Annotated in this window: 22 protein-coding genes; 14 read left to right on the top strand and 8 right to left on the bottom strand. The window is 37.8% G+C overall.

Going from position 1 to position 23,045, the window contains the following annotated elements:
• Nucleotides 1-247: ISAon1 family transposase N-terminal region protein (locus CRJ00_RS16705; RefSeq protein WP_099367877.1), on the bottom strand; the 247-nt coding region annotated here is incomplete at its 3' end.
• 37 nt (nt 248-284) lie between these two features.
• On the bottom strand, nt 285-998 hold the full coding sequence (locus CRJ00_RS16710) for a hypothetical protein (RefSeq protein ID WP_099367878.1): 714 nt from the start codon (nt 996-998) through the stop codon (nt 285-287).
• 368 nt (nt 999-1,366) lie between these two features.
• Here CRJ00_RS16710 and CRJ00_RS16715 point away from each other — a divergent pair, with 368 nt between their 5' ends.
• The 3 genes from CRJ00_RS16715 to CRJ00_RS16725 all read left to right on the top strand — a co-directional run bounded on the left by CRJ00_RS16715 (nt 1,367) and on the right by CRJ00_RS16725 (nt 3,267).
• Nucleotides 1,367-2,089: a hypothetical protein gene (locus CRJ00_RS16715; RefSeq protein WP_144038189.1), complete on the top strand. Its 723-nt coding sequence runs from the start codon at nt 1,367-1,369 to the stop codon at nt 2,087-2,089.
• 63 nt (nt 2,090-2,152) lie between these two features.
• Entirely contained in the window at nt 2,153-2,596 is a 444-nt protein-coding gene (locus CRJ00_RS16720; RefSeq protein ID WP_099367880.1) for a DinB family protein, read from the top strand.
• A gap of 47 nt (nt 2,597-2,643) precedes the next feature.
• Nucleotides 2,644-3,267, top strand: coding sequence for an HD domain-containing protein (locus CRJ00_RS16725; RefSeq protein WP_099367881.1), 624 nt, complete (start codon nt 2,644-2,646; stop codon nt 3,265-3,267).
• Between the two features lie 31 nt (nt 3,268-3,298).
• On the opposite strand, the gene CRJ00_RS16730 is transcribed toward CRJ00_RS16725, so the two are convergent.
• A complete protein-coding gene (locus CRJ00_RS16730; RefSeq protein ID WP_099367882.1) occupies nt 3,299-4,123 on the bottom strand; it encodes a hypothetical protein in 825 nt (274 codons plus the stop codon).
• A 189-nt stretch (nt 4,124-4,312) separates the two neighbouring features.
• Between CRJ00_RS16730 and CRJ00_RS16735 the strand changes: the two genes are divergently transcribed.
• Both CRJ00_RS16735 and CRJ00_RS16740 read left to right on the top strand, forming a co-directional pair.
• Nucleotides 4,313-5,065 (top strand): class I SAM-dependent methyltransferase, encoded by a 753-nt coding sequence (locus tag CRJ00_RS16735; protein ID WP_099367883.1) that lies wholly within the window; start codon nt 4,313-4,315, stop codon nt 5,063-5,065.
• A 295-nt stretch (nt 5,066-5,360) separates the two neighbouring features.
• A complete protein-coding gene (locus tag CRJ00_RS16740; RefSeq protein WP_099367884.1) occupies nt 5,361-6,029 on the top strand; it encodes a hypothetical protein in 669 nt (222 codons plus the stop codon).
• 16 nt (nt 6,030-6,045) lie between these two features.
• On the opposite strand, the gene CRJ00_RS16745 is transcribed toward CRJ00_RS16740, so the two are convergent.
• Together CRJ00_RS16745 and CRJ00_RS16750 are read right to left on the bottom strand one after the other, a co-directional pair.
• Nucleotides 6,046-6,570: a hypothetical protein gene (locus CRJ00_RS16745; RefSeq protein WP_099367885.1), complete on the bottom strand. Its 525-nt coding sequence runs from the start codon at nt 6,568-6,570 to the stop codon at nt 6,046-6,048.
• Between the two features lie 51 nt (nt 6,571-6,621).
• Entirely contained in the window at nt 6,622-7,038 is a 417-nt protein-coding gene (locus CRJ00_RS16750) for a VOC family protein (RefSeq protein ID WP_099367886.1), read from the bottom strand.
• Between the two features lie 180 nt (nt 7,039-7,218).
• Between CRJ00_RS16750 and CRJ00_RS16755 the strand changes: the two genes are divergently transcribed.
• From CRJ00_RS16755 to CRJ00_RS16775, 5 genes are all read left to right on the top strand, one after another.
• Complete coding sequence (locus CRJ00_RS16755) at nt 7,219-8,133, top strand: NADP-dependent oxidoreductase (protein WP_099367887.1); 915 nt, start codon at nt 7,219-7,221, stop codon at nt 8,131-8,133.
• A gap of 227 nt (nt 8,134-8,360) precedes the next feature.
• Nucleotides 8,361-11,513, top strand: a complete 3,153-nt coding sequence (locus tag CRJ00_RS16760) for a SusC/RagA family TonB-linked outer membrane protein (protein WP_099367888.1) — start codon at nt 8,361-8,363, stop codon at nt 11,511-11,513.
• A 12-nt stretch (nt 11,514-11,525) separates the two neighbouring features.
• Nucleotides 11,526-12,992 (top strand): RagB/SusD family nutrient uptake outer membrane protein, encoded by a 1,467-nt coding sequence (locus CRJ00_RS16765; protein ID WP_099367889.1) that lies wholly within the window; start codon nt 11,526-11,528, stop codon nt 12,990-12,992.
• 4 nt (nt 12,993-12,996) lie between these two features.
• On the top strand, nt 12,997-13,686 hold the full coding sequence (locus CRJ00_RS16770) for a fasciclin domain-containing protein (protein WP_099367890.1): 690 nt from the start codon (nt 12,997-12,999) through the stop codon (nt 13,684-13,686).
• A 2-nt stretch (nt 13,687-13,688) separates the two neighbouring features.
• Nucleotides 13,689-14,681 carry a DUF5007 domain-containing protein gene (locus tag CRJ00_RS16775; RefSeq protein ID WP_099367891.1) on the top strand — a complete coding sequence of 331 codons (993 nt, stop codon included), beginning with the start codon at nt 13,689-13,691 and terminating at the stop codon, nt 14,679-14,681.
• A gap of 84 nt (nt 14,682-14,765) precedes the next feature.
• Here CRJ00_RS16775 and CRJ00_RS16780 read toward each other — a convergent pair whose 3' ends face one another.
• The gene (locus tag CRJ00_RS16780) at nt 14,766-15,647 is read right to left on the bottom strand and encodes a macrolide 2'-phosphotransferase (protein ID WP_099367892.1); all 882 of its coding nucleotides are present in this window, start codon (nt 15,645-15,647) and stop codon (nt 14,766-14,768) included.
• 448 nt (nt 15,648-16,095) lie between these two features.
• Here CRJ00_RS16780 and CRJ00_RS16785 point away from each other — a divergent pair, with 448 nt between their 5' ends.
• The 4 genes from CRJ00_RS16785 to CRJ00_RS16800 all read left to right on the top strand — a co-directional run bounded on the left by CRJ00_RS16785 (nt 16,096) and on the right by CRJ00_RS16800 (nt 19,264).
• Nucleotides 16,096-16,752, top strand: coding sequence for a hypothetical protein (locus CRJ00_RS16785; protein WP_180268518.1), 657 nt, complete (start codon nt 16,096-16,098; stop codon nt 16,750-16,752).
• A gap of 67 nt (nt 16,753-16,819) precedes the next feature.
• A complete protein-coding gene (locus CRJ00_RS16790; protein WP_099367894.1) occupies nt 16,820-17,803 on the top strand; it encodes an alpha/beta hydrolase in 984 nt (327 codons plus the stop codon).
• A gap of 163 nt (nt 17,804-17,966) precedes the next feature.
• Complete coding sequence (locus CRJ00_RS16795) at nt 17,967-19,022, top strand: 3-oxoacyl-ACP synthase III family protein (RefSeq protein WP_099367895.1); 1,056 nt, start codon at nt 17,967-17,969, stop codon at nt 19,020-19,022.
• A 38-nt stretch (nt 19,023-19,060) separates the two neighbouring features.
• On the top strand, nt 19,061-19,264 hold the full coding sequence (locus tag CRJ00_RS16800) for a YwbE family protein (protein WP_099367896.1): 204 nt from the start codon (nt 19,061-19,063) through the stop codon (nt 19,262-19,264).
• A gap of 230 nt (nt 19,265-19,494) precedes the next feature.
• Here CRJ00_RS16800 and CRJ00_RS16805 read toward each other — a convergent pair whose 3' ends face one another.
• Together CRJ00_RS16805 and CRJ00_RS16810 are read right to left on the bottom strand one after the other, a co-directional pair.
• Nucleotides 19,495-20,088, bottom strand: a complete 594-nt coding sequence (locus tag CRJ00_RS16805; protein ID WP_099367897.1) for an HD domain-containing protein — start codon at nt 20,086-20,088, stop codon at nt 19,495-19,497.
• A gap of 47 nt (nt 20,089-20,135) precedes the next feature.
• Nucleotides 20,136-22,997 (bottom strand): outer membrane beta-barrel protein, encoded by a 2,862-nt coding sequence (locus tag CRJ00_RS16810; RefSeq protein ID WP_180268519.1) that lies wholly within the window; start codon nt 22,995-22,997, stop codon nt 20,136-20,138.
• Between the last annotated feature and the right edge of the window lie 48 nt (nt 22,998-23,045).

Genomic DNA, 23,045 nt, shown 5'->3' on the forward strand with positions numbered 1-23,045 from the left:
TCCAGCGACGACGACGGATATGTAGCGTAACTTTCTGGCCTCGAATGGGAAAGTCCGAGATCTCGGTGGAAGGCATGAAGCCCTTTGACTCCAACCTGTTGTTCTCATAGCCTGTCGGAGCAATATTAAGTTCATCTAAATAAATATGGAGCTGATTGTCGACCTGATCGACTTCTATGATCTGAAAGTATACCAAAAGCCCTTCGGGCATCAACAAGGATAGTAATTTACGTTCGGCTTCTTGCAAGGGATAACTGTTTTAAAGATGCTAAACTAAGAAATTTTTAGTATTCCCCCCCCAAGGATTCAGCTTGATCCATAGTCACCATTGGCTTACCTTCTTTACAAGATATAGTAGCTTGCTTATTACTCGACATTCCATCGCATTTAATATTCTCAAGTTGGTTCTTTCTATTGTTTAGTTGATAATAATTTAGAAGTAATTCTTGAAATTCTTTATTCCTTATTGTTTTATGAATAGCAAAACCTTCATAATTACAATTCACAATCAAAATCATAGAACCCCATTCAGATGGGTCTGTGCAGTTTACATCTTTATAGAAATCCATGATATTCTTTTTAAATTTAGGCAACTCCTCATTCACCTCTTGGATAGTCAGATCTTGGACAAAAAGCATAGTAGCTTTACCATCTCGACAAACTACTTTGATTGGAGGAATCGGGTATAAAAAGTCAAATATAATTCCTTCCCTTGCAGCAGCTTCCAACATTTTATTAAAATAGTTATCATACTCCGCCAATAAACGATCGAACTGTGCCTGAATAGAGGGATGGATTAAAAAATAATTGTGTTTATAAACTACTTTAAAAGTAGAAATATCCTGACATGGAACAGATTCGCTCAACAAATTGATCTCTCTTTTTTTTTCCTGCGCGCGCTTACCCCAATAGGAGGATGACTTTAATTCATCACTTTTAGAACAGGAAAAGAGTTGGAAAATCAACAATACAAGGAAAGAATAGGTGAAAATTTTCATAACAAATAATGGTTAGTTAAAAATACTAACGTAAGCAATATTGATTTTGCTACCAATCTTGGATAATAATCGAAAATAATTTTACAATAGAAGACTTAAACAATCGATATCGTTTACCATTATGCGGATGTGGAATTGCTATATGCTAAGGTATTAAACGAATGAATGGTCCTACAGCAGAAGCATATTCTTTTCTAAACGATTTTAGAACGGTAATTATAAATGTCTTTTAATCAAGAACCCCGTCAATATAAAATGGCGGGGTCTTTCTATTTTTGAGCGAAAATATATGTATATTAGTTTCATTAAACCAATTATTGAGTATTATAATGCTCATGTATATTTTTATCAATTATAATCCTTTAGACATGAAAAAAATCCTTTATTTAATATTTTCAACTTCTTTTCTGTTCTTGTTTTTAACGACAAAAGCACAAAATTCAATTATAACAGACCAAATAGAATTAGGGATTATCGCCAGTAATGAAAAGGATCCTAAATTGAGGAAAATTGCAATTGAAAAAATAACCGATCAAATAGAGTTAGGCATTATTGCCAGTAATGAAGAGGATCCTAAATTGAGGAAAATTGCAATTGAAAAAATAACCGATCAAATAGAGTTAGGTATTATCGCCAGTAATGAAGAGGATCCTAAATTGAGAAAAATTGCAATTGAAAAAATAACCGATCAAATAGAGTTAGGGAATATCGCCAGTAATGAAGAGGATCCTAAATTGAGAAAAATTGCAATTGAAAAAATAACAGACCAAATGGAGTTAGGGAATATCGCTAGTAATGAGGAAAATCCTAAATTGAGAAAAATTGCAATTAAAAAAATAAAAGACCAAATGGAGTTAGGGAATATTGCCAGTAATGAAGAGGATCCTAAGTTAAGAAAAATTGCAATTGAAAAAATAACAGACCAAATGGAGTTAGGGAATATCGCTAGCAATGAAGAAAATCGTAAATTGAGAAAAATTGCAATTGAAAAAATAACAGACCAAATGGAGTTAGGGAATATCGCTAATAATGAAGAGGATCCTAAATTGAGAAAAATTGCAATTAAAAAAATGGGAAAATCTAAAAATTAAATTTTCATCCTAGGATTTTCGGATAATCTAGACCTTCTCCTTATCTCGTATAATGCATCAAATATGAAAGATTTCTTTAAAGAACTCCTAGAATATGGCACATATTACAACCGACAATTAATTGATATTATAAATCAAAACCCTTCACATATCTCTGATAGAACGATGTCTTTAATGAGCCATATATTAAATGCACATCACATCTGGAATTGTAGAATAGCTGGAAAAAAAAACTTATATGCAGTTTGGCAGAATCAACCAAGGGAACACCTGCTTGAAATCGAGTTAACAAATTTCTGGTCGAGCGAAGATATTCTCGAAGGTTATGAGTTAGACCAAATAATTCTTTACGCAAATAGTCAAGGTCAACAGTTTGAGCGCAGTGTGCGAGATATATTATTTCACATCATCAACCATACAACTTACCACAGAGCACAAATAGCCAGCGATTTAAAGGTAAATGGTTTAACCCCTCTTCTAACCGATTACATTCACTACAAACGTTAATAATAATTTAAAGATCGTACTATAAAAGGACATTTAATCTCTCCAATATGATCAATAATTTAGAATTACATTTTATCGGATTGTATTCAAAATACGGAACGGATACTAACCTGGGAAAGGAGAATTGGATTGAACTAAAGGAACAATATCAGGCCAAAGGAAGATACTACCATAATCTGGATCACATTACAGCAATGCTGATGGAATTGGAATCTGTAAAGGAAATGCTGATAAATATTGATTTATTGTGGTTTGCAGTATACTATCATGATGTAATTTATCTCCCCCACTCTAGCTGTAATGAGGTAGATAGTGCCAATTTTGCACGAGAGCGATTGGTAAATACAAACCTAAATAATAAACAAATTGATCAAATTGCAGATTTGATTTTATCAACCAAAAAACACGAATTACACCAAGAATCTGATTTTAATTACCTAATTGATGCGGATCTTAGCATTTTAGGGAAACCATGGGAAATATACCTACAGTATATTAAAAATATACGGAAAGAATATGCCATGTTTTCTGACACAATTTATAATTCCGGACGTAGTAAATTTTTAAAGCATTTATTAGCTGAAGAACAGGTGTTTAAAACTGCTTGGTTTCAGAAAAAATACGAGGAACAAGCAAGAGCCAATCTAGCAAGAGAATTGGCTCTATTTTGATAATTAATTGAAAATCAGATTTAATAAATTCTTATTTCTTCTCTTCCTCTTTTACCACTGTTAATGGCTTCCTATATCTATTCTTCACAAAAACCTCCTGACCATCGGGAAAAGTCAAAATTAAATCGTTAAAACGTCCTCGTGCTCGGATAGAAACACTCTCTCCGCCTGCATCATTCAACCGAAAACTTTGTTGACTTTGAACGACCAATGTTTTTATCTCCTTACCCCCTTCAATCATTCTGAATACACCGGAACGATCAAATTTAATCTCCATTTTTCTACCTTCATTATCACTTAATTCATAACTTCCATTTAATTTTCCATTTACCGTAATTTCATAACCCTTCTCGTCTTTGACCGTCCTTTTTCCGGCAAAACTAAATTTCATGGTCATGGTATACTCTCTCCCCTTACCGGTGCTGAAATACCATTTATTAAATCGATTACTGCGGGATTTCACCCAATTATCGCTATTGGTTTCCAATGAATAATTATTATCGAGATCAGGCGCTACAGAAATATAATTGTTGTAATCATCATAGATTTCAAAACCTCCGGATTTATTGCTTTCTAACAATAGAAAATCACTATCACTGAAATTCATTAAGGAGTTCTCACTGAATACATTCAACCAAAGGATGGTATTTGCAATCTCCTCTCCGAATATGGCTTTATAAACCACCTCTAAAAGATGATTTTCCCCTACTCGATAGAATAATTCTGAATTATCGGAAATGGTGGAATCGGTTAAAGAAATTTTTGAACTGTTTGGAAGAATAGGTTCAGCTTTGACTTGTGCTGTAAACGAAAATACGAATGCAAAAAAGAAGCATACACGAAGGGCTAATTTCATAAAATTGGATTTGATTAATTAATTTAAAACTTAAAATAAAATCTTAACATAATTAATGACTTTCAATAAAGATTTAAGTTTAATCAAATTTCAGATTTATTTTCCCGATATAATAGAAGCATGATTTTTCCTTCAAAATAAATCCATAATAATTTTATATATTTAGAATTAATGAATTTTTTTCACTCTATGAAATGGAACCCAAATTTATACGATCAGAAACATGGATTTGTTTCCCAATATGGCGAAGACGTTATAAAACTCCTAGCTCCGCTCAAAAACGAACTTATCCTCGATTTAGGTTGTGGAACCGGTGATCTCACCAACCGAATACAACTTGAAGGGGCCACTGTAATGGGAACAGATTTTTCCGAAGAAATGATCAGGAAAGCGAAAGAAAAATACCCCTCCATCAAGTTCACTGTGGAGGATGCCCGAAACATTGATTACAAAGAAACCCTCGATGCTGTATTTTCTAATGCGGCCTTACACTGGATGCTGGAAAAAGAAGCTGTAATAAAGAGCGTTTATAAAAGTTTGAAAAAAGGAGGCCGATTTGTCGCCGAATTTGGCGGAAAAGGAAATGTGGAGAAAATCAGACTCGCCTTAAAAAATATATTGGCTGAAACAGGAAACCAAGAAATTGCTGAAAAAGAGATCTGGTATTTCCCTTCTATTTCAGAATATGCAACTTTACTGGAGAAAAATGGGTTCCAGGTTGTGTATGCTGTTCTATTTGAGCGAGAAACTTTATTAGCCGATAAAGACGGAGTGAAAAACTGGCTGAAGATGTTTGCTACTTCCTATTTAGAAAATTTAGATCCAGAAACCGCTGAAAATATATTAGACGAGGTTCAGGAAAAAATAAGACCTACCAATCTTAGGGATGATAACTGGTACGCTGATTATGTGAGGCTAAGGTTTATTGCCATTAAGGAGTGACGAATCTATTTTATTTCCAATAATCTGTATAGCTATAAAAGGACAAGACATATATTGTCTTCTTAATGCAAGCGCATTGCAAGTGAGGTGTAAGTGATATGTAAGTGCTAAAAGGCACTTAGAACCCACCTACATGCCACCTCCATCCAACTTCCACCTTGAACCAAATAGGTTTTGTTTATGCTTATTTAATACAAAACTCATAAACAATTAATTATAAAAGCCTTTTAATTGGCTATAATTCCCATTAATTTCATCCTGTAAATGATAGCAAGAAAAATAAATTTTAAATGGCATGGGAACAATAAATAAAAATGGAAATATCTCCGGTCTAGTTGGCAATTTGGTTTTCCGAGAATGGAATGGTTTACAAATTGTTCAATCAAAACCCAAGGGTAGAAAACCAGCACCTGGAACCATCAAAGCCGCTAAGATTTTAGGTTTAAAGAGTAAGCTTTCCGCTATTATACGAAAAAGACTAATTTCAAAACAGGAATTTCAAGATGCTGCCTGCCATACTCGTTTAATAAAAAAATTAACAAGATTTAGCTTGAGCTCTGATCAATCCCCAAATGAGTTATCGAATTTCTCGAATGTGGATATGAGTAGATTAGTTGGTTTTCCATACAATCCATCATCCCACTTGGAGGATAATATAGGCTTCAAGCCAACAATAAATTTGAATAAGGACCAACAAATAGAAATTCAAATGCCAGAAAGCATGGCCAAAGAGCAATTAAAAACTCCCCGAAATTGCTCTTTCCTGGAACTTCTATTTCAATGCCTACACATTTCCAAGGGATTAAAACTAATCCAATCTTTGGGTCAGGTTAAAGTGGATATAAATCTATCTTTAGCATTAAGTTCCCAGAATATTTTCAATAAACACGTTATTAATTTACCAAAAGATGATGAAGGGATGATAAGCTTTACAACACCAAAAAATTTCATCCCGGAGGAATAATCGCTGGATTTATAGTTTAATAATCCAAATTCGGGATCAGGTCATACTTCATTCCTGGCAAGCCCAAAAGCTTTCGCATGAGGCCCATCTGCCCACAAAGATAATCTGCACGGCCAATACACATGCCCACAAAGTTCAGTACATCCTCTTTTACAAAAGGGATACCCATTCCTATAGGGAAATCCCGTTCCAGTTCCTGATCGGTCACTTCCAATAAGCGCTGATAAACCAATGGCGATACCTCTTTAAAATTAACGATCAATTCCTCCAAGGTTGGGTAAGTGATTGTGTGATCTAAGGCCTTCGCTTGGAAAAAAAGATCATCAAAAGGATCCTTCATATCCAAACCCAGAACTTGCCCCATACCATAGCGTGTATTCACATAATTTCCAGCCATCCATACGACATGATTGGTTTTATTATCAATACGCTGTAAAGCAGCTTCTTCAGAGATACCGTCGAGTACATTGAGAAAATTTTGGGAATGCATCCTGTACGCGGGAATGATAATATCTAGTTTGTGTGATTTTGGAGTTTTCATAGCTTAAAATTTTATGTTGTTAGCATTTCATTAATTACCATTGGCAGCGGATTATTCCACTACGGTATTGTCTGGCATCTTGGAGAAATCCACATAGGTCAGGTTCCAACCAAATCCATTGATATCCCAAAAGGAATTTTGGTACATCCAACCATAATCCTGCGGTTCTTCATGCTGGGAAGCGCCATTTTCCAGGGCTAACCGAATAACCTCATCAATCTCTTCGCGGGAATTACAGCTCAATGCAACTACAACCTGACTGGTTCCTGGCATTGGAAGAGGTTTCTCGGTTTTAAAAAAATCCTCGATAATGAACATGGCATAAAGCTGGCTTTCTTTGAGTACCACCGTAACAGCCCTTTCATCTGTCATTTCCTCGTTGAAACTAAACCCTAATGCCTGCCAAAATTTCTTTGTTCTTTCAACATCCTTGATGGCAAAGTTGATATATGCTGTGTTGATTTCCATTTACTGTGTTTATTAGTTCTACCCTTAATGGTATAATCAAATTTAGGCAGCAATTAGTAAAGAAAACTTTTCCTATGGCAAGAAATAGAGTTACCTGGAATTCACTGATTACCTTTAAGTAAGTCATAGTAAACCAACCCTTTTCTCTGTTTATCTTTGTCTTATAAAAATAAAATTGACATGGAAAACAACAATACAATTTCAACCCTTTTAGTGGCCAATGCATACGGTCCTGCTGATGTATTAACTTTTCAGGATTTTGATCTTGGAGAATTGAGAAATGGCTATGCCCGCATCAAAACCAAAACTGCGGGTATCAATCCGATCGATGCCCGCCGGATGACCGGAGAATTCAAACATTCAAGTTTGCCGCAAACATTCGGAACCGAATTTTCCGGAGAGATTTTGGCGATTGGTGAAAACAGTCAAGGATTTAAGATCGGGGATGCTGTACTAGGTTCAGGAGATGGTTTCACCCACGCAAGCGTGATTGATGTACCTATTGGAAACCTTATCCGTAAGCCTGAGAACATCTCTTGGGAAGTGGCAGGGTCTGTTGCAGGAGTTTCCCAAACCGCCATGACCATATTGGATGAAATTGGAGATATCAAATCCTTGTTGATCCATGGTGCTTCAGGAGGTGTGGGTTCCATTACGGTTCAATTGGCGAAGGAACGTGGAATAACGGTTATCGGTACGGCTTCCAAAAGAAAGTTGGAATACATGGAGAGTTTAGGTGCGATTGCAGTGGAATATGGTGATGGCTTGATCGAAAGGATTAAGGCAGCACATCCGGAAGCTATCGATGCAGCAGTGGATATGATCGGTACGGAAGAGGCAACACAAGCTTCCCTTGCTACGGTAAAACCAGATGGGGTAATTGCTACGATTGCCGGGAAACCAGTTTCCTCGAAAAGAGTGATTCCAATCTGGGTAAAAAGAAACCCTAAGAACCTACAATTTGTAGTGGATGGGTTGGCTTCAGGGAAATTCCAATGGGAAATCGATAGTGTGTTCCCATTTGATAAAGCAAAAGATGCTTTTTCAAAAATATTGGAAGGACACACAAAAGGTAAACTTTTGTTACAATTCTAAGGCAATTCTTAAAATATATAGTTATTAAACGAGTTCTTTTGTAACAAAGTAAAAAAAAGGGCGACACTTTTTTAAAAAATTACACAAACGTTTGCGTCTTACCTGCGCAAACGTTTGCGATTTAAAAATAGACCCAAATATTGTATTATCGGGGTATTTAGTAAGTGTTAAGGGTTTGTTAATTCGCTGCTTTTATTGCAAAATTGCAGATAAAATAACAGCTAATTATGAACAGGAATCTATTAACTCTAGCATTTATGCTATTCTTTGCTTCCTTTCTCTATGCACAGGACATCACCTTAACGGGTACCGTCAAAAACAAAGACGGACAACCAGTTGAGAGTATCACTGTCAGAGAAAAGACCGGAAGCGCCGCGACCTCTACTTCAGCGGACGGATCCTTTACCCTTAACGTCAAAAGTTCTACCGGAACATTGGTCTTTACAGGTATTGGATATACGAGACTGGAAAGAGCTTACCAAGGTACGGGGCCAGTAAATGTGGTCATCCAAGCGGATGAAGGGAACTTGGAAGAAGTAATCATCGTTGGTTACCAAAGACAGTCCATGAAAAAGACCACCAGTGCGGTTCAGGTAATCTCTGGAGAACAGATCGAGAACCTAGCGGCACCAAGTTTTGAAAGTTTATTACAGGGACGTGTTTCCGGTGTGAACATCCAGAACTTCACCGGTGAGCCAGGTGCCAGAAACACCTTCACCGTACGTGGTAACACCACCATCTCCCCTGACCTGAATTCAGAAGTGGATTTGGCGAACACCATGAGTTCCCCATTGTACATTATCGATGGTATGCCTTTGTCCGTAAATGACTTGGCTACATCTTCTGCTACAGGAACGAACTACATCGCAGGCATCAACATCAATGACATCGAGAGCATCGTTGTTCAAAAGGATGCTTCTGCAACAGCGGTTTGGGGTTCTAGAGGTGCAAACGGCGTCATCATTATCAAAACCAAATCAGGTAGATCAGGAAAACCTCAAATCCGTTTATCGTATTACAAAGGGATCACAGAAAGACCTGAATTGCAAAAAACCTTATTAGGTTCTACAGAGCGTTGGGAAAAGATGAATATCCTAAGCCAATACTCCACACCAAGTAATTACGGAGGCGGATTTACACAAGCTTTGACCGATAGTTTGAACACAAGCTATAACAATGCAACGGATTGGCAAGATCTTTTTTATACTTCCGGTAACATCGACAACGTAGATGGAAGTATATCTGGAGGTACTGATATCGTAAATTACCGTCTATCCTTAGGTTATTATAATGAGGATGGTATTGTTAGAAATACGGGTTTCAAACGTTATTCATTAAGAGGTAATTTTGGTTTTAACCTAGCATCATTCCTTCGTAGTGACCTGATGTTCTCTACCACTAGAATGAGCAGAAAAAGAGGTTTGGGTCGTGGTATTAATGAGATCGTTCCGGTAAACCAAGCTGGTATGCCTTCTTCATTTGTTGGACTATCCGATGCAGATTATGATTTTTACCTAGGACAATATGACAAGTTATTGGACGATAACAAAACAGATGTTTTGAACATGTTCTCCAAAACCTATGTTGATATCATCCCAGGTCTGCAATATTCCTTCGAAGCTTCGGTTCAGGCAAATTTAGATCGTCGTGATCAATTTCAGCCAAGAGAGCTGAATGGTGGTACGAACTTCGCAGCTTCTAACAAGAATGATGCATTTACCTATAACTTAGCGAATGTCATCAACTATAACAAAACACTGGCTGAAGACCACAATATTACCTTTACCGGTATTCAGTCTTTTCAGTATGACGATTTCAAAAACCTTAACTTAACTGGATATAACCTACCTACAGATGATATCCACGTGGTACAAGGTGTTGCACAAAAAGATCTTTACGGTTCAAGCAACAGAAGAAATTCAGGACTGGTTTCCTATATGGGACAATTCGCTTACGATTATAAAGCAAAATATCTTTTCAATGCTTCATGGAGAGCTGATGCATCTTCCCGTTTTGGTAAAGATACCAAATGGGGTTACTTCCCTTCCCTATCATTAGGTTGGGTTGCATCTGATGAAGCATTCATGAAAAACCTGGAGTTTGTAAACTTCTTGAAGTTTAGAGGTAGCTGGGGTAGATCTGGGGTATTACCTGCCGATTTCTATGCACCTTTCAACGTTTGGGATCTATCAACAACCACTTATGATGGCGAAAATATTGCAACCCCATCTTTTGATAAACCATTAACTCTACCAAACCTAACTTGGAACAAATCAGAACAATCTAATATTGGTTTTGATTTGAACATGTTGGACAACAGGTTGAACATCGTATTCGATGCATACCGTAAGATTACAAAGGATCCTATCCTTTCCTTCCCTTATCCTTTTTATACGGGATACACTAGACTATCCTATAACGTCCCTATGACGATCTATAACGAAGGATTTGATCTATCTATCTCAACTAGAAATATGCCTTCTGGTAAGGATTTCCAATGGAATACAAATTTAAACCTTACCTATAATAAAAATAGAATCGGATCTCTTCCATATAATGATAAGAGTTTCTATGCGGAGACTTACGGGTACAATCAACAGTTATTATTCCGTGTAGGAAGTCCAATCTACCAATGGGCACAGATGATTTACCAAGGAGTATATAACCGTTTGGAAGATATTCCTGTAAACCCTATCACGGGTAGTAAATTGTCTTACTTCAAAACCTACAATCCGGTATTACCGGGTTATCCAAACTGGTTAGATGTGAATGGTGATTGGGATGTATGGAGTGATGAAGATAAAGGAGCTGCTGATGGTGACTTGGTTCCAACAGGTGATCCAAACCCTAAATTCACGGGAGGTCTATACAACGAATTCACTTATAAAAACTTCACTTTAGGGATTTTGGGTACATTTACCTTTGGACGTGATATCATCAATACCTTAAAGGCAAATCAGTTCAATAACATTGCAGGAAATGTTTACAATTTCACCAATCTTCGTCTTCCTGATTTGGAAGGATTAGATTATTGGACACCGGAGAAAGCAAAAGATCCTAATTTCCAAGCGAATTTCCCATCCATCCAACCGGGTAATTATTTTTACCAATTCTTACCTTTCAGTACCATGTGGAACGAACAAGGCGATTACTTCAAAATCAAAACCATTACGGTTGGTTATTTGTTGCCAGCTAACCTGACTAAAAAATTAGGTATCGGCATGAACCGCGTTAGATTCTACGGTATGATGGACAATGTATTGACCATTCAATCTGCAAACGTTCCAGATGCTGAATTAATCACACCTCAAGGTGAATATTCTGGTGGTGCCTATCCATTGCCAAGGAAATATACCCTTGGTCTTGAAGTTAACTTTTAACACCGAAACATCATGAAAATTAAATCATTAATAACATACATCTGCTGCGCATTCATCATCGTGAATTTCAGCGCTTGTAAGAAATATATCGATCTGGAACCAGAGAACAGCACCTATGATGAGGTTTTCTGGACGGATGCCAACAATATTCCGAAGGCCAATGCCGGAGCCTATTCCATGCTTAGGGATGCCTTAAGAGCAGATCGTTCCTTTTTTATTTTCGGCGATCTAGCTGGAGGTAACTTTGTTACTGGGGGAGATTACTGGAATTATAAGGACCTTTCTAAAGGCGGAAATTTCAAATTTGGATATGCTCCTTATTTAGAAGGAAGCCTTTGGAATTGGACAAGATTCTATGCAATTGTTAATCAATGTAATTTGATCATTGAAAAAACACCTGCGCTTCCTGCTGACGATTTCCCAAATGGAGAAACAGAGAAAAATCAATTGATTGCAGAAGCACGTTTCATCCGTGCCTATACCAATTTCTATATGCAACGTGTTTGGGGAGATATCCTTTTGATCAAGGAATCTTACAAAGATCCTCAGAACATCCCTCCTATTGCTAGAAGTCCATTGGAGGAAACCATGGCATTCTGTATAGATGACCTGTTATTTGGGATTGATAATTTGCCTACTACAGGTAGTAAAGCAAAAGCTTCCAAAGGTGCAGCACAAGCCCTATTGGCGCACGTATATGCTTGGAAACATGATTATGTAAATGCAGAAAAATATGCCAATGATGTACTTTCAGCAGGATATTCTCTAGAGTCAACGGCAGATTATCGCAAGATCTGGGCAGGAAACTCGAAAGAGTCTATCTGGGAATTGAGCATGTTATACAATACCAGTGGTGAAGAGCATTCGCAAGGATTCTTCAATGCGTTTTTAGCAGACCCTGCAGTTCCAGGAAAGTCGGTTGCCTCAGCATGGACTTTTGACCAGGATGTGTTGGAAGATGTATTTACCACATCAGAACGTGGTGCACGATTTGATTCCATCGCTACAAGAGGTGCAAATGATCAAACTTATTTCCTTCGTAAATACGATAATTTTGTTGAATATCCACCAAAAGTACCTGGAGGTTCTTACTACGCCATCAGTAATAACTTGGTATTATTACGCTTAGCGGATCTACGTCTTTTGCATGCAGAGGCTGCATTAAAGAACGGTAAACCTCAAGTAGCTTTAGCTGATTTAAACATTATCCGTAAGCGCGCTGGCATCAGTGAGTTGACTTCTGCTGGATCAGATCTTATGATTGAAATCTTTAAAGAGAGAAGACGCGAACTTATCGGTGAAGGATCTACCCAATTCGATTTGATCCGTATGGAAATGTTCAATAAAATCGCTGAATTCTCAGCCATTTATTCTGCAGACCGTCTTGCCAATCAAGGGTATTTCTGGCCATTGAACATGCGAGCTTTATTACCTCAGAATGAATTATTAACTCAAAATCCTTGGTGGATTAAACAATAGCACTATGAAAACCAATAACATATTATATTTTGTTTTAATCATTGGAACTTTTATCCTATCCCAAGGATGTAAGAAAGATGATTACCGTATAGGCGGCGATGTACATGATCCAAATATCAGAATGTCGACCTATGATTATTTAAAAAGCAACAAGTATGGGCTTTTCGATACCTTATTAATGTTGGTCGATAAAGCAGGCATAAAAGATAAGATCAACCAGCAAGGTGTTACCTTCTTTGCTCCTACTGATTTTGCCATTAAAAATTATGTGAATTCCAGAACTTTGGCTATCCAAAAGATCGACCCTTTCAAAAAATGGACAGTGGATTCGATCATGAAATATGAATTGCCGAGATTTGCAGATTCATTGGATGTGTATTTTGTAAAAGAAAGCCTTCCTAATGTAAATTTAACCATGGAAGGTAAGATCTATAAGAATCAGAAGAATAAAGAAGTGGTAGTTTCCTATGAGGAGACGAGAGATCCGAATTTAGGCTATAATCCAAATTCATCTATCATTCCTAGAGTGGTCTATTACACCTACTTATACCAGACCTTAAGTCCAGGATTTGATGTAAAGGAAATCGCATACCCTGTAGGCGTTCGTACGTTGGTTCAAACATCCAATGCACAGACAACCACCGGTACATTACATGTATTAAACAATTCGCATACCTTATTTTATTATAGATAGCCATGAAGAATAAATATATAATTGCTGCTCTCTTGTTAGGTACTTTAGCAACTGGAGCTTGTAAAAAGATTCCTGATGGAAACTTGAGTAATATTATCAGATATGAGGTTCAACCTTCTACCATTCAACAGGGAAGAGCCTACGTTTCCACTGCAATTAATCCAGAGGGATCTACAAAACCATTGAACATTAAATTGGTCAATGTATACAACCGCGAGACCGGTGAAAATGTGACTCCTTTGTTCGAGAAGACATATGCCCATAAGGTGTGGAAAGCGTTATATGATCCGAAAAAAGACACTACCTTAGAGCAGATCAATGCAAAACGTATTGATACCATGATCCATCCAATTGTGATCAACCCGGTATCTGGTCAGATCGAAGCAAATTATACGACTGTCAACCTTCCTTTAGGGAAGTATAAATTTGATTTGGAAATAAGTAATCCTACTGGTACCAAATTTTATAAAGACATCGGATCATTTGACTTAGTAGAAGCGCCTTTATTCGAAATACCAGCAGTACGTTCAACTGTAGCGATGAAAGTGGGTGCAGAAGGAACAACTAAGGTAATTACCAGTGGAGTAGAGCACATCCGCGTTACCCGTACTTCAGAAACTGGAGACAAGGTGATCGTGAAGATTGTGGATAAGAATGGAAATGCTTTCAATCCTAGCAAAGGTGAGATTGCAAGACGACCAAATAGTGGTAATACACCAGGTTTCTTGCAGACCATGCAGGATTATGCGATCTCGACTCAATTATTTGACGATCGTATGGAATTTGCTTTCGGTGTAGTACCTTTCCCATTGAACTCTTTGGGTAATGGTTTTAACTACTATTACCGTATACCAGCACAATATGTTAAGTATGATGATAGCCTTGGCCTTCCATACAATACTTATTCTTGTAATGCACGTTTTTCTTTTAGAACGTATGCACCTGGAACTTATTTGATCGAAGTCATTGTTCCACAAGTTACTCGCGTTCCTTAATCTTTTTTGGAATGGAATTGAAATGGCATCTAGAAAATTCTAGATGCCATTTTTTATTTTGTGAAAGTTTTGGTCGTTAAAAAATTATAAAACACCCAATAAGGATTTAGCTCCTTTGATGTGGGTATCATCCTGTGTCAGGATAGCAAAATATCCATTGGCAAGCGCGGATGCGGCTGCTCTTTCAACCGTTTGCTCAAATAGTTTGTCCCATGTCTTCCCTCCCAACCTTTCGTAAGTTTGGATCAACTCCTTAAGGCTTTCTTCACCAAAGACATTTAAGTGGCCACTGAAGTCAATGGATGGATCACCAAACTGAGCGGTCGTCCAATCGATAATACCTGTAATTTCTCCAGCTTGATTAGTTAAAATATGTCCTGCATATAAATCGCCATGGATGAAACTTGTGAAATCAGGCCACAATGCATCCTGTTGCAGCCAGGCTTTATATCTTGATTCCAATTCTTCCGAAATACCAAGCTCTGATTTGACCAGGGTTAAGCGGCTATCAATTTCAGGTCTGAGATCTCCGGCATCCATCATTTTTATGTGATTCTTTTTAGCATCCTCTGCAGGGATCTGGTGCAGGTCGTAGAGCGTATGGGCTAATGAAGGAACAAAATGCGGATTATGCTGGTCCATGTTCCATTTCACTGCATAAGAGGCGTCGTAGGTTAAAACGGGCTTTCCCTTTAAAGCAGGATAGGCAACCAACCTTTCTGTACTGATGACCCAATCAGGGATTTCTACCTTTAAAAAGGGTTGGACAAAACTTAGGATATTCTTTTCTTCCTGGATCTGTTTTAGCATCTCAGGGCGTCGAGGGATTCTTAATATCCATTCTTTTCCTTGGATATCCTTCGCCATTCCGACCCTAAAATCAATACCCATCTCACTGAAATGGATCTGATCGATTAAGGCTAAGCCATGTTCTTTTGCGAGGTGCTTGATCTCTTGGTCAATCATATTGGTTAGTCATTTGCTTGAGATCGCAAGACCCAAATATATCCGACGATAGGAATAAAAACCACCTTCAGAAAATCAAGGAAGCGTTCCGCGGGAGTGCGATCATGATAAATAATAATATTACCCACACAGTAACGCACTACAAAATAAACGTGGATAAATAGGATTATATAAATTACTGTTAACAATGGGTTTGCGGAATAATCGATAAATGCTAACATATGATTGAATTAGTCTATAATAAATTTATGATAATTTAATCAAATAATACCATTTATTTTAAATTATTTATTACCAAAGGATTAAGATAATTTAGTATTTCATAAATTTATCTTATAAAATCATTTTAAAAATTAAAATGATTTATTTTTATAACTATCATATTGTCCAATTATTAACCAATCAACATCTTATGGACAGGAATATAAAGCTCATTTTCAGCTTCTTCATGCTGATTATATTAATTTCCCTAGCTGGTTTTTATACTTCTTATATTAGCCACCTCCCCAATTTCTCACATTTCCCCTTACTGATCCACCTCCATTTCATTGGATTTGTAGGTTGGTTTGTGCTACTCATCATCCAGCCAATCCTGATAGCAAAAGGAAAAAGGAGATTGCATCGATCATTAGGTAAAACTGCCTACGTCCTCATCCCGCTTTTGATTATTAGTATCCTATTATTGGTTTTGCAACAAACAGAACGTGAATTTGAATATTCCATACAAAAAGCCTTGATGACCTCCTTTATCGGGTTTATTGATGCCCTATCTTTAGGGGTCTATTTTACCATTGCTATGATGAATTCAAGAAATCAGCGATGGCATGTTGCCTTTATTATTGCTTGTTCCCTGGTAATCCTAAACCCTGGAATGTCCAGATTACTTAATCAGATCCATCCAGGATCTGGATTACTCGCAGCTAGCCTACTCCCTATTCTAGTAAGCTTTTCAATACTTATTTTTGAAAAAATAAATTATCAAAAACCTATTTTAAAAAGCCCCTACCTCCTATTTTTAGGATGTTGGATAGCGGAGATCCTGTTGCTGATGATTATTCCCAGAACAGACTTTTGGAAAAACTTCGTACTTGCAATCCTCCAATAAAACCATCACCCCTACAGATTGTTACTAATAAAGAAACTATTGAAAAATAATCTTTAAAACAATCATTATGGCTGATACGATCAAAGCAGAAAAAGACCCCAACATTTTCAAAGAAATACGCGAATTTCTAGATGGATTGAACAATAGCGGTGATAAACCACTGGAAACATTGGCACCAGAAGATGCCAGAAAAGTATTGGAAGATGCCCAGAAATCCGTAAAGGTGGATTATTCCGGAATCACAGAAGAAGAAAAAACGATCGAACAGGACGGACTAACTGTTAAAACAATTATAGTAAAACCTGAAGGTACTACGGATAAAAAATTACCGGTGTTCATCTTTATTCATGGAGGAGGGTGGATATTGGGAGATTACCCAACACATAAAAGATTGGTTAGGGATCTTGTGGTTCAAAGTGGTGCCGCAGCCGTATTCGTTGATTATACCCGATCTCCGGAAGCGAAATACCCTACTGCCATCAATGAAATTTATGCCGCAACCAAATGGGTTTCAGCGCATGGTGATGAAATTGGTGTCGATGGCAAGAACCTCGCCGTGGCTGGGAATAGTGTAGGTGGAAATATGTCGGCAGTGACCTGTTTGATGGCAAAAGATAAATCAGGTCCCGAAATAAAATTCCAATTGTTGTTGTGGCCGGTTACTGATGCGAATTTCGAACGGGAATCCTGGAAGAAATATGCAGAAGGCCGATTCTTAACTGTTGGCATGATGAAATGGATGTGGGATAATTATTTGCCTGATGTAGCTAAAAGAAAAGAATACTACGCATCACCTTTCCAAGCAGATTTGGAAAAATTGAAAGATTTGCCACCAGCATTGATTCAATTGGCTGAAAATGACATCCTATTTGATGAAGGCTTGGATTACGGAAGGAAACTCGATGAAGCGGGCGTTCCAACAACCATCCAAACATACAACGGTTTTATCCATGATTATGGTTTATTAAATCCATTAAATCATATAGAAGCCGTCAAATGTTCGGTTGAGCAAGCTGCTCAAGCACTGAAAAAAGCATTATTCAAAAGCTAATTTCAATTCAAAAAATAGTAAAAATAGAGCTACTGGTAGACCATTTTAACAAACGGTTCACGACAAAAAGAATAATATTTTGTTTTTTATGCTTTCAATTGACTAAATTGTAATATATTTAGAATAAATAAAGGCTTTAACATTAAATTTACCTTTGCTGAACATGAACATCAAAATAGTCGGATCCGGTAGCTTTATACCTGATACCAAGATAAAAAATGCAGATTTCGAGAACCATATCTTTTTAGATGAAGCAGGCTCGCCAATCAAAAACCCAGAATCTATCATTCGTAAATTCAAGGATATTACCGGGATTGAAGAGCGTAGATATGCCTCCAAAGAATTGGTCAGTTCAGATCTTGCCTTCTTTGCATCCGAAAAAGCGATCGAAGACGCTGGAGTGGACAAGGAAACCCTGGATTATATCATTGTTGCCCATAATTATGGAGATGTGCCTTCTGGTACTATCCAATCCGATACAGTACCTAGCCTGGCCAGTCGGGTTAAGCAGAAATTAGGTATTGAAAATCCTAATTGTGTGGCCTATGATTTATTGTTCGGCTGTCCAGGTTGGATCGAAGGAATGTTACAAGCCAATGCCTTTATCCGTTCCGGAATGGCAAAAAGATGTTTGGTAATCGGTACGGAAACCTTATCCCGTTTAATAGACCCTTCCGATCGTGATTCGATGATCTATGCAGATGGAGCTGGTGCAGTAGTCGTTGAAGGAACTACAGCTGATGAGGGGATGTTATCCTATGCAAGTGCTACCTATGCCTTGAACGAAGCGGGCTATCTATTCTTTGGCCCTTCGTACAATAAAGAGGCAGAACAGGATACGCGTTATATTAAAATGAAAGGTCGCAAGATCTATGAATTTGCACTTACCAAAGTACCTTTGGCCATGCAGCAATGTTTGGAGAAAGGAAACATTGCCATTACCGACATCAAGAAAATCCTGATCCATCAGGCCAATGAAAAAATGGATGAAGCAATCGTTGAACGTTTCTATGGCCTGTATGATATGACTCCACCAGAACACATTATGCCGATGACGATCAATAAATTTGGGAACAGCAGTGTGGCGACTATCCCTACTTTATACGATTTGATCATCAAAGGATTGATGGAAAAACATGAATTAAACAAGGGTGATGTGATTTTATTTGCTTCAGTTGGAGCTGGTATGAACATCAATGCTTTTACTTACCGTTTATAATCTCGGAAATTGAGTTATTTTTGTAAAAAGAAATTATCATGAGCGATCCAAATAGCAGAAGCAATATCAAGCCAGGCATAGTCGTTAACATCATTCTCAAGAAGGATCAGCGATCTGGAAATTTAACAGAAGGTATTGTGAAAGACATATTAACCTCAGCCGCATACCATAGCCGAGGAATTAAAGTAAGATTAACCGATGGCCAGATTGGCCGAGTAGCAGAAATCATAGAGGAAGATTAGTCTTCCTCTTTTTTTGTCCAAAAAATATTAGTCATTCGCTATTTGAATTATATTCAAGATTAATTACCTTCGATATACCATATTAAAGACAAAAATTATGAATCTATCTTACATTGGCACAAACGAAATATTAATTATTCTTGTAGGTTTAATCTTATTGATAGCTGTTTTAACCTTAGCTGTCGTTTTGGTGAAAAAAATAAGAAATTAATGAGCTAAAGAAATCCTGTTTAGGATTTCTTTAAGATCCCTTTTTCAACCGCATCTTGAATCAGTCCTTCAGCATAATCCCAAATGCTGCTGAAACCATATTTCATGACGCTTTTCTTTGCATAGACCTTCTCGTAAGTAACCCCAGGCATATTCCAGGTACCGCCATTATTGGAGTAATTTTGGAGCAGGGGCTCCAATCTATCCATCGTACGTGCAAATTTTGCCTCCATACTTTCTCCAAGCTCAAATTCTTCCCAAATTGCTGTAAATTCTTCTGCTTGTTCCTTCGGTAATATTCCAAATATCCGTTTTGCCGCTAGACGCTCCTCCTCCGTATTATCATGGCTTTTTAGGCTGTCGTAGATAAAGGTATCGCCAGCGTCGATCTCCACGATATCGTGGATCAGAACCATTTTAACCACTTTAAGGACATCCACTTCTTCATTGGCATGCTGTTGCAATACGATAGCCATCATCGCCAAATGCCAACTATGTTCCGCATCATTCTCCCTCCTATTGCTGTTCAATAGTCGCGTCTGTCTTTCGATATATTTCAGTTTATCGATCTCTTTTATAAATGCTATCTGTTTGATCAGGTCTTCAGGAATCATAGTAATGTGAATGTTGGATTCAAATATACCGAAATAATAACAAGCTATTACAAATCAGGGTCTACCCGAATATGTACACCTCGTCCGCCAAATCTGGAAAGATCGTACCGAAGGTTCAAGGAAAATACCCGCGTGATCACATTCGTTCTGGAATCGATAATGGAGTTACCCATCACCTGTCTATTCAACATATTCCCTTGGTTCAGTAGATCACTCACCCGAGCTGATAAAAACAGGTTTTTGTTCTTCAGGAACATCTTGGTGATGCCCAATCCGATCAACAAAGGATTCTGATTCGCCAATGCATAGCCCGTATTGATCCGTTTACTCGTGTTGAATTCCGCCTGATAGGTCTTCAGGAATTCCACCCGACCATTTACTGCCATGTTGAGATTATGAAGCTTACGGATGGATTCCTGTAGGGATGGATTCTCATTCCGGCTAAAGGAGTAATTAACATTACTATTGATCTTTACCTTTGGAAGGTTCAATCGACCGTTCCAGGAAGCACCAAATGATTTGGTCGTGAAGAAGTTCTTTGCCGTCATCTGTCCAATATTGAACACCGGATCCATTCCCCCTCCAAAACCCATCATGTTCGAAAGTCCAACAATATTATTGTTGTTCACCTGATTATAATTTAATCGGGTAGTCAGGATTACCGTTTTCAAATTGATGTTCATGGAAAGGGCCTGCGAATAATTCAATCCTTCATTGGAATACCCTTCATTGTCAATATATTGGATCCTATTGGAAACGCCGATACTACCATCGTAAGTTAAGCGCCACTTCTTATCCTTCATCGGCAGAGTAAAAGTATAATTACCTCCCAGATTATAGTTTCCATTGGCATTGATATAGCGCGTTTCCCTTTTAAAACTACCCAGGGTATCCGGTAGGATGATGATATTCTCCACCACTTGATCCTGAATGGTACTGAAATTGGCAGATACCATCAAGCTTTTTCCCGTTTCCTGTTTGACGAAATTATAATTCGAACTGAAATTATGCGAAAAAAATGGTTTCAGATCAGGATTACCGATGATGATATTCTGCAAGTTCCGAGTATTTGGAATTGGCTGTAATTGGAATTGGGAGGGTGCCGAGTTTCTACCATTATAGCTCACAGCTATTGTTTTTCCAGGTTTTACCTGAGTGCTAAAATTCAGTACAGGTGAAAAGTTGAGGGAATAGTTCTCAATTTCTTGATCCAACTGCGCATAATAATTCTTCTGCAACAAGGGATTGAAATTGATTCCTGCAGAGAAATTGGTCTTTTGCTTTGAATAATTATAATTGACTCCGATGGTCTGCGCGATGACCTGGTTCCGCATGTAGGAGCTTAAGGAATCTACATAATAAAAATCCCTACTGGCTGTATCCAGTACCGAAGTGGCCAAATTGTTGGTCGATTTGGAGAAGTTAAACCGATAGTTCAAACTGATCGATCTACGCAATAAAGAATCCTTCTTACTTTTTCCGATGGAAAAATTATATCCGGTACTGAAATTTAACGACTCCGATTTATTATCGTTCGTAATATTCCGATGCAATAAGGAGTCCTTTAAAAGATCGCCAGAAGTTTGATCGTAATATAGGGTATTGCTCAAAATGGATTGCAGGGATTCTGAACTGCTACGATTGTAATGGAAATTACCCGAGATATATTTTTTACCTTCTTTCAATTTGCGGTTCAACATCAGGCTAACCCCTACATTCGGGGTTCTGGAAGTATTTTCGTTTTCATTCCGAAAACCCTGTTTCATCGCTCCGGTTTGATTGTTTGCCGAAATATTGGAATTGGTCATCTTACCAAAACCCAGATTGATGTCTGAATTGATAAACCATTTATCCGTTCTATTATTTAATCCTGCAGTAAGATTATGGTTCGATCCCCCATTATCTCCTTCACTATTCGAATTGTTATAATAGGTCCCTATGGTACTTACGGTTTCGACAAAGGATTCATTGGTAAATGCAGAAAGATTTCCACGCCCATTATATCCAAAATTATAATTCCCTTTTTCCTTGAATTTATTCCGATGATTGACAGACAGATTAAAGGATTGATTGATACCCGCACCATTATTCTCCGTCATCACGTTAAATCGAGCGCCATTTTGTTGCTTTTCTTTCCAAAAACTAAAATCTCCACCGATCTCTGCCTTATCGTTACTTGCGGTCTCGGCATTGGCATTTCCAAACTTGCCCTTGTTCATGCCCGGCTTCGTTTCAATATTGATCAGTTTACCAGGTTCTCCGGTCTTCACCCCCGTGAAATTAGCTTCATCACCATAATCCTCAATGATCTGGATCTTGGAAACTATTTCAGCCGGCAATTTCTTGATAAAATCATCCAGGTTATTGGTAAAAAAATCTTCCCCGTTCACACGTAGTTTCATGACCGGCTTCCCATTGGATTCCACCTTGTTGTTCTCATCCACCACCAGCCCAGGAAGTTGTTTGATGAGGTCGGCGAGATCATCCCCTTCCAAGACATCAAATGCCGCCGCATTGTATTCTACTGTATCCTTTTTGATCGTAATCGGATTGGGCTTTTTATTGATCACCAATTCCTCCAGTTGAATGGTTTTAATTTTGAGCACGATACGTACAGTGGTTGGCTTATCAGAGATTTCGACGCTGCGCACTTCCATTTCGGAAGATATGTTGGAAACCTGCAATTCCGCTGTTCCAATCTTCACCTTTTTAAAGCTGAATTCACCCTTCTTATTACTGGAAGTCTTAAGTGTATCTTTTCCGGATATCAGAAAAACCTTGGCACCTTCAACCGCATTTCGGGCACTATCGATCACTGTACCATTCAACTCCCCGAATTCCTGGGCATTCGCTTGAAAAGCAAGGAAAGAAATGCAGGAAACTAAAAATAATTTTAATAAATGCCTCATATAGTAAAGCATTTATTGTCATAATTGGTAGACATCAAAAACCTTTTT

It is taken from the genome of Sphingobacterium sp. 1.A.4 (assembly GCF_002734245.1).
Lineage (GTDB): Bacteria > Bacteroidota > Bacteroidia > Sphingobacteriales > Sphingobacteriaceae > Sphingobacterium > Sphingobacterium tenebrionis.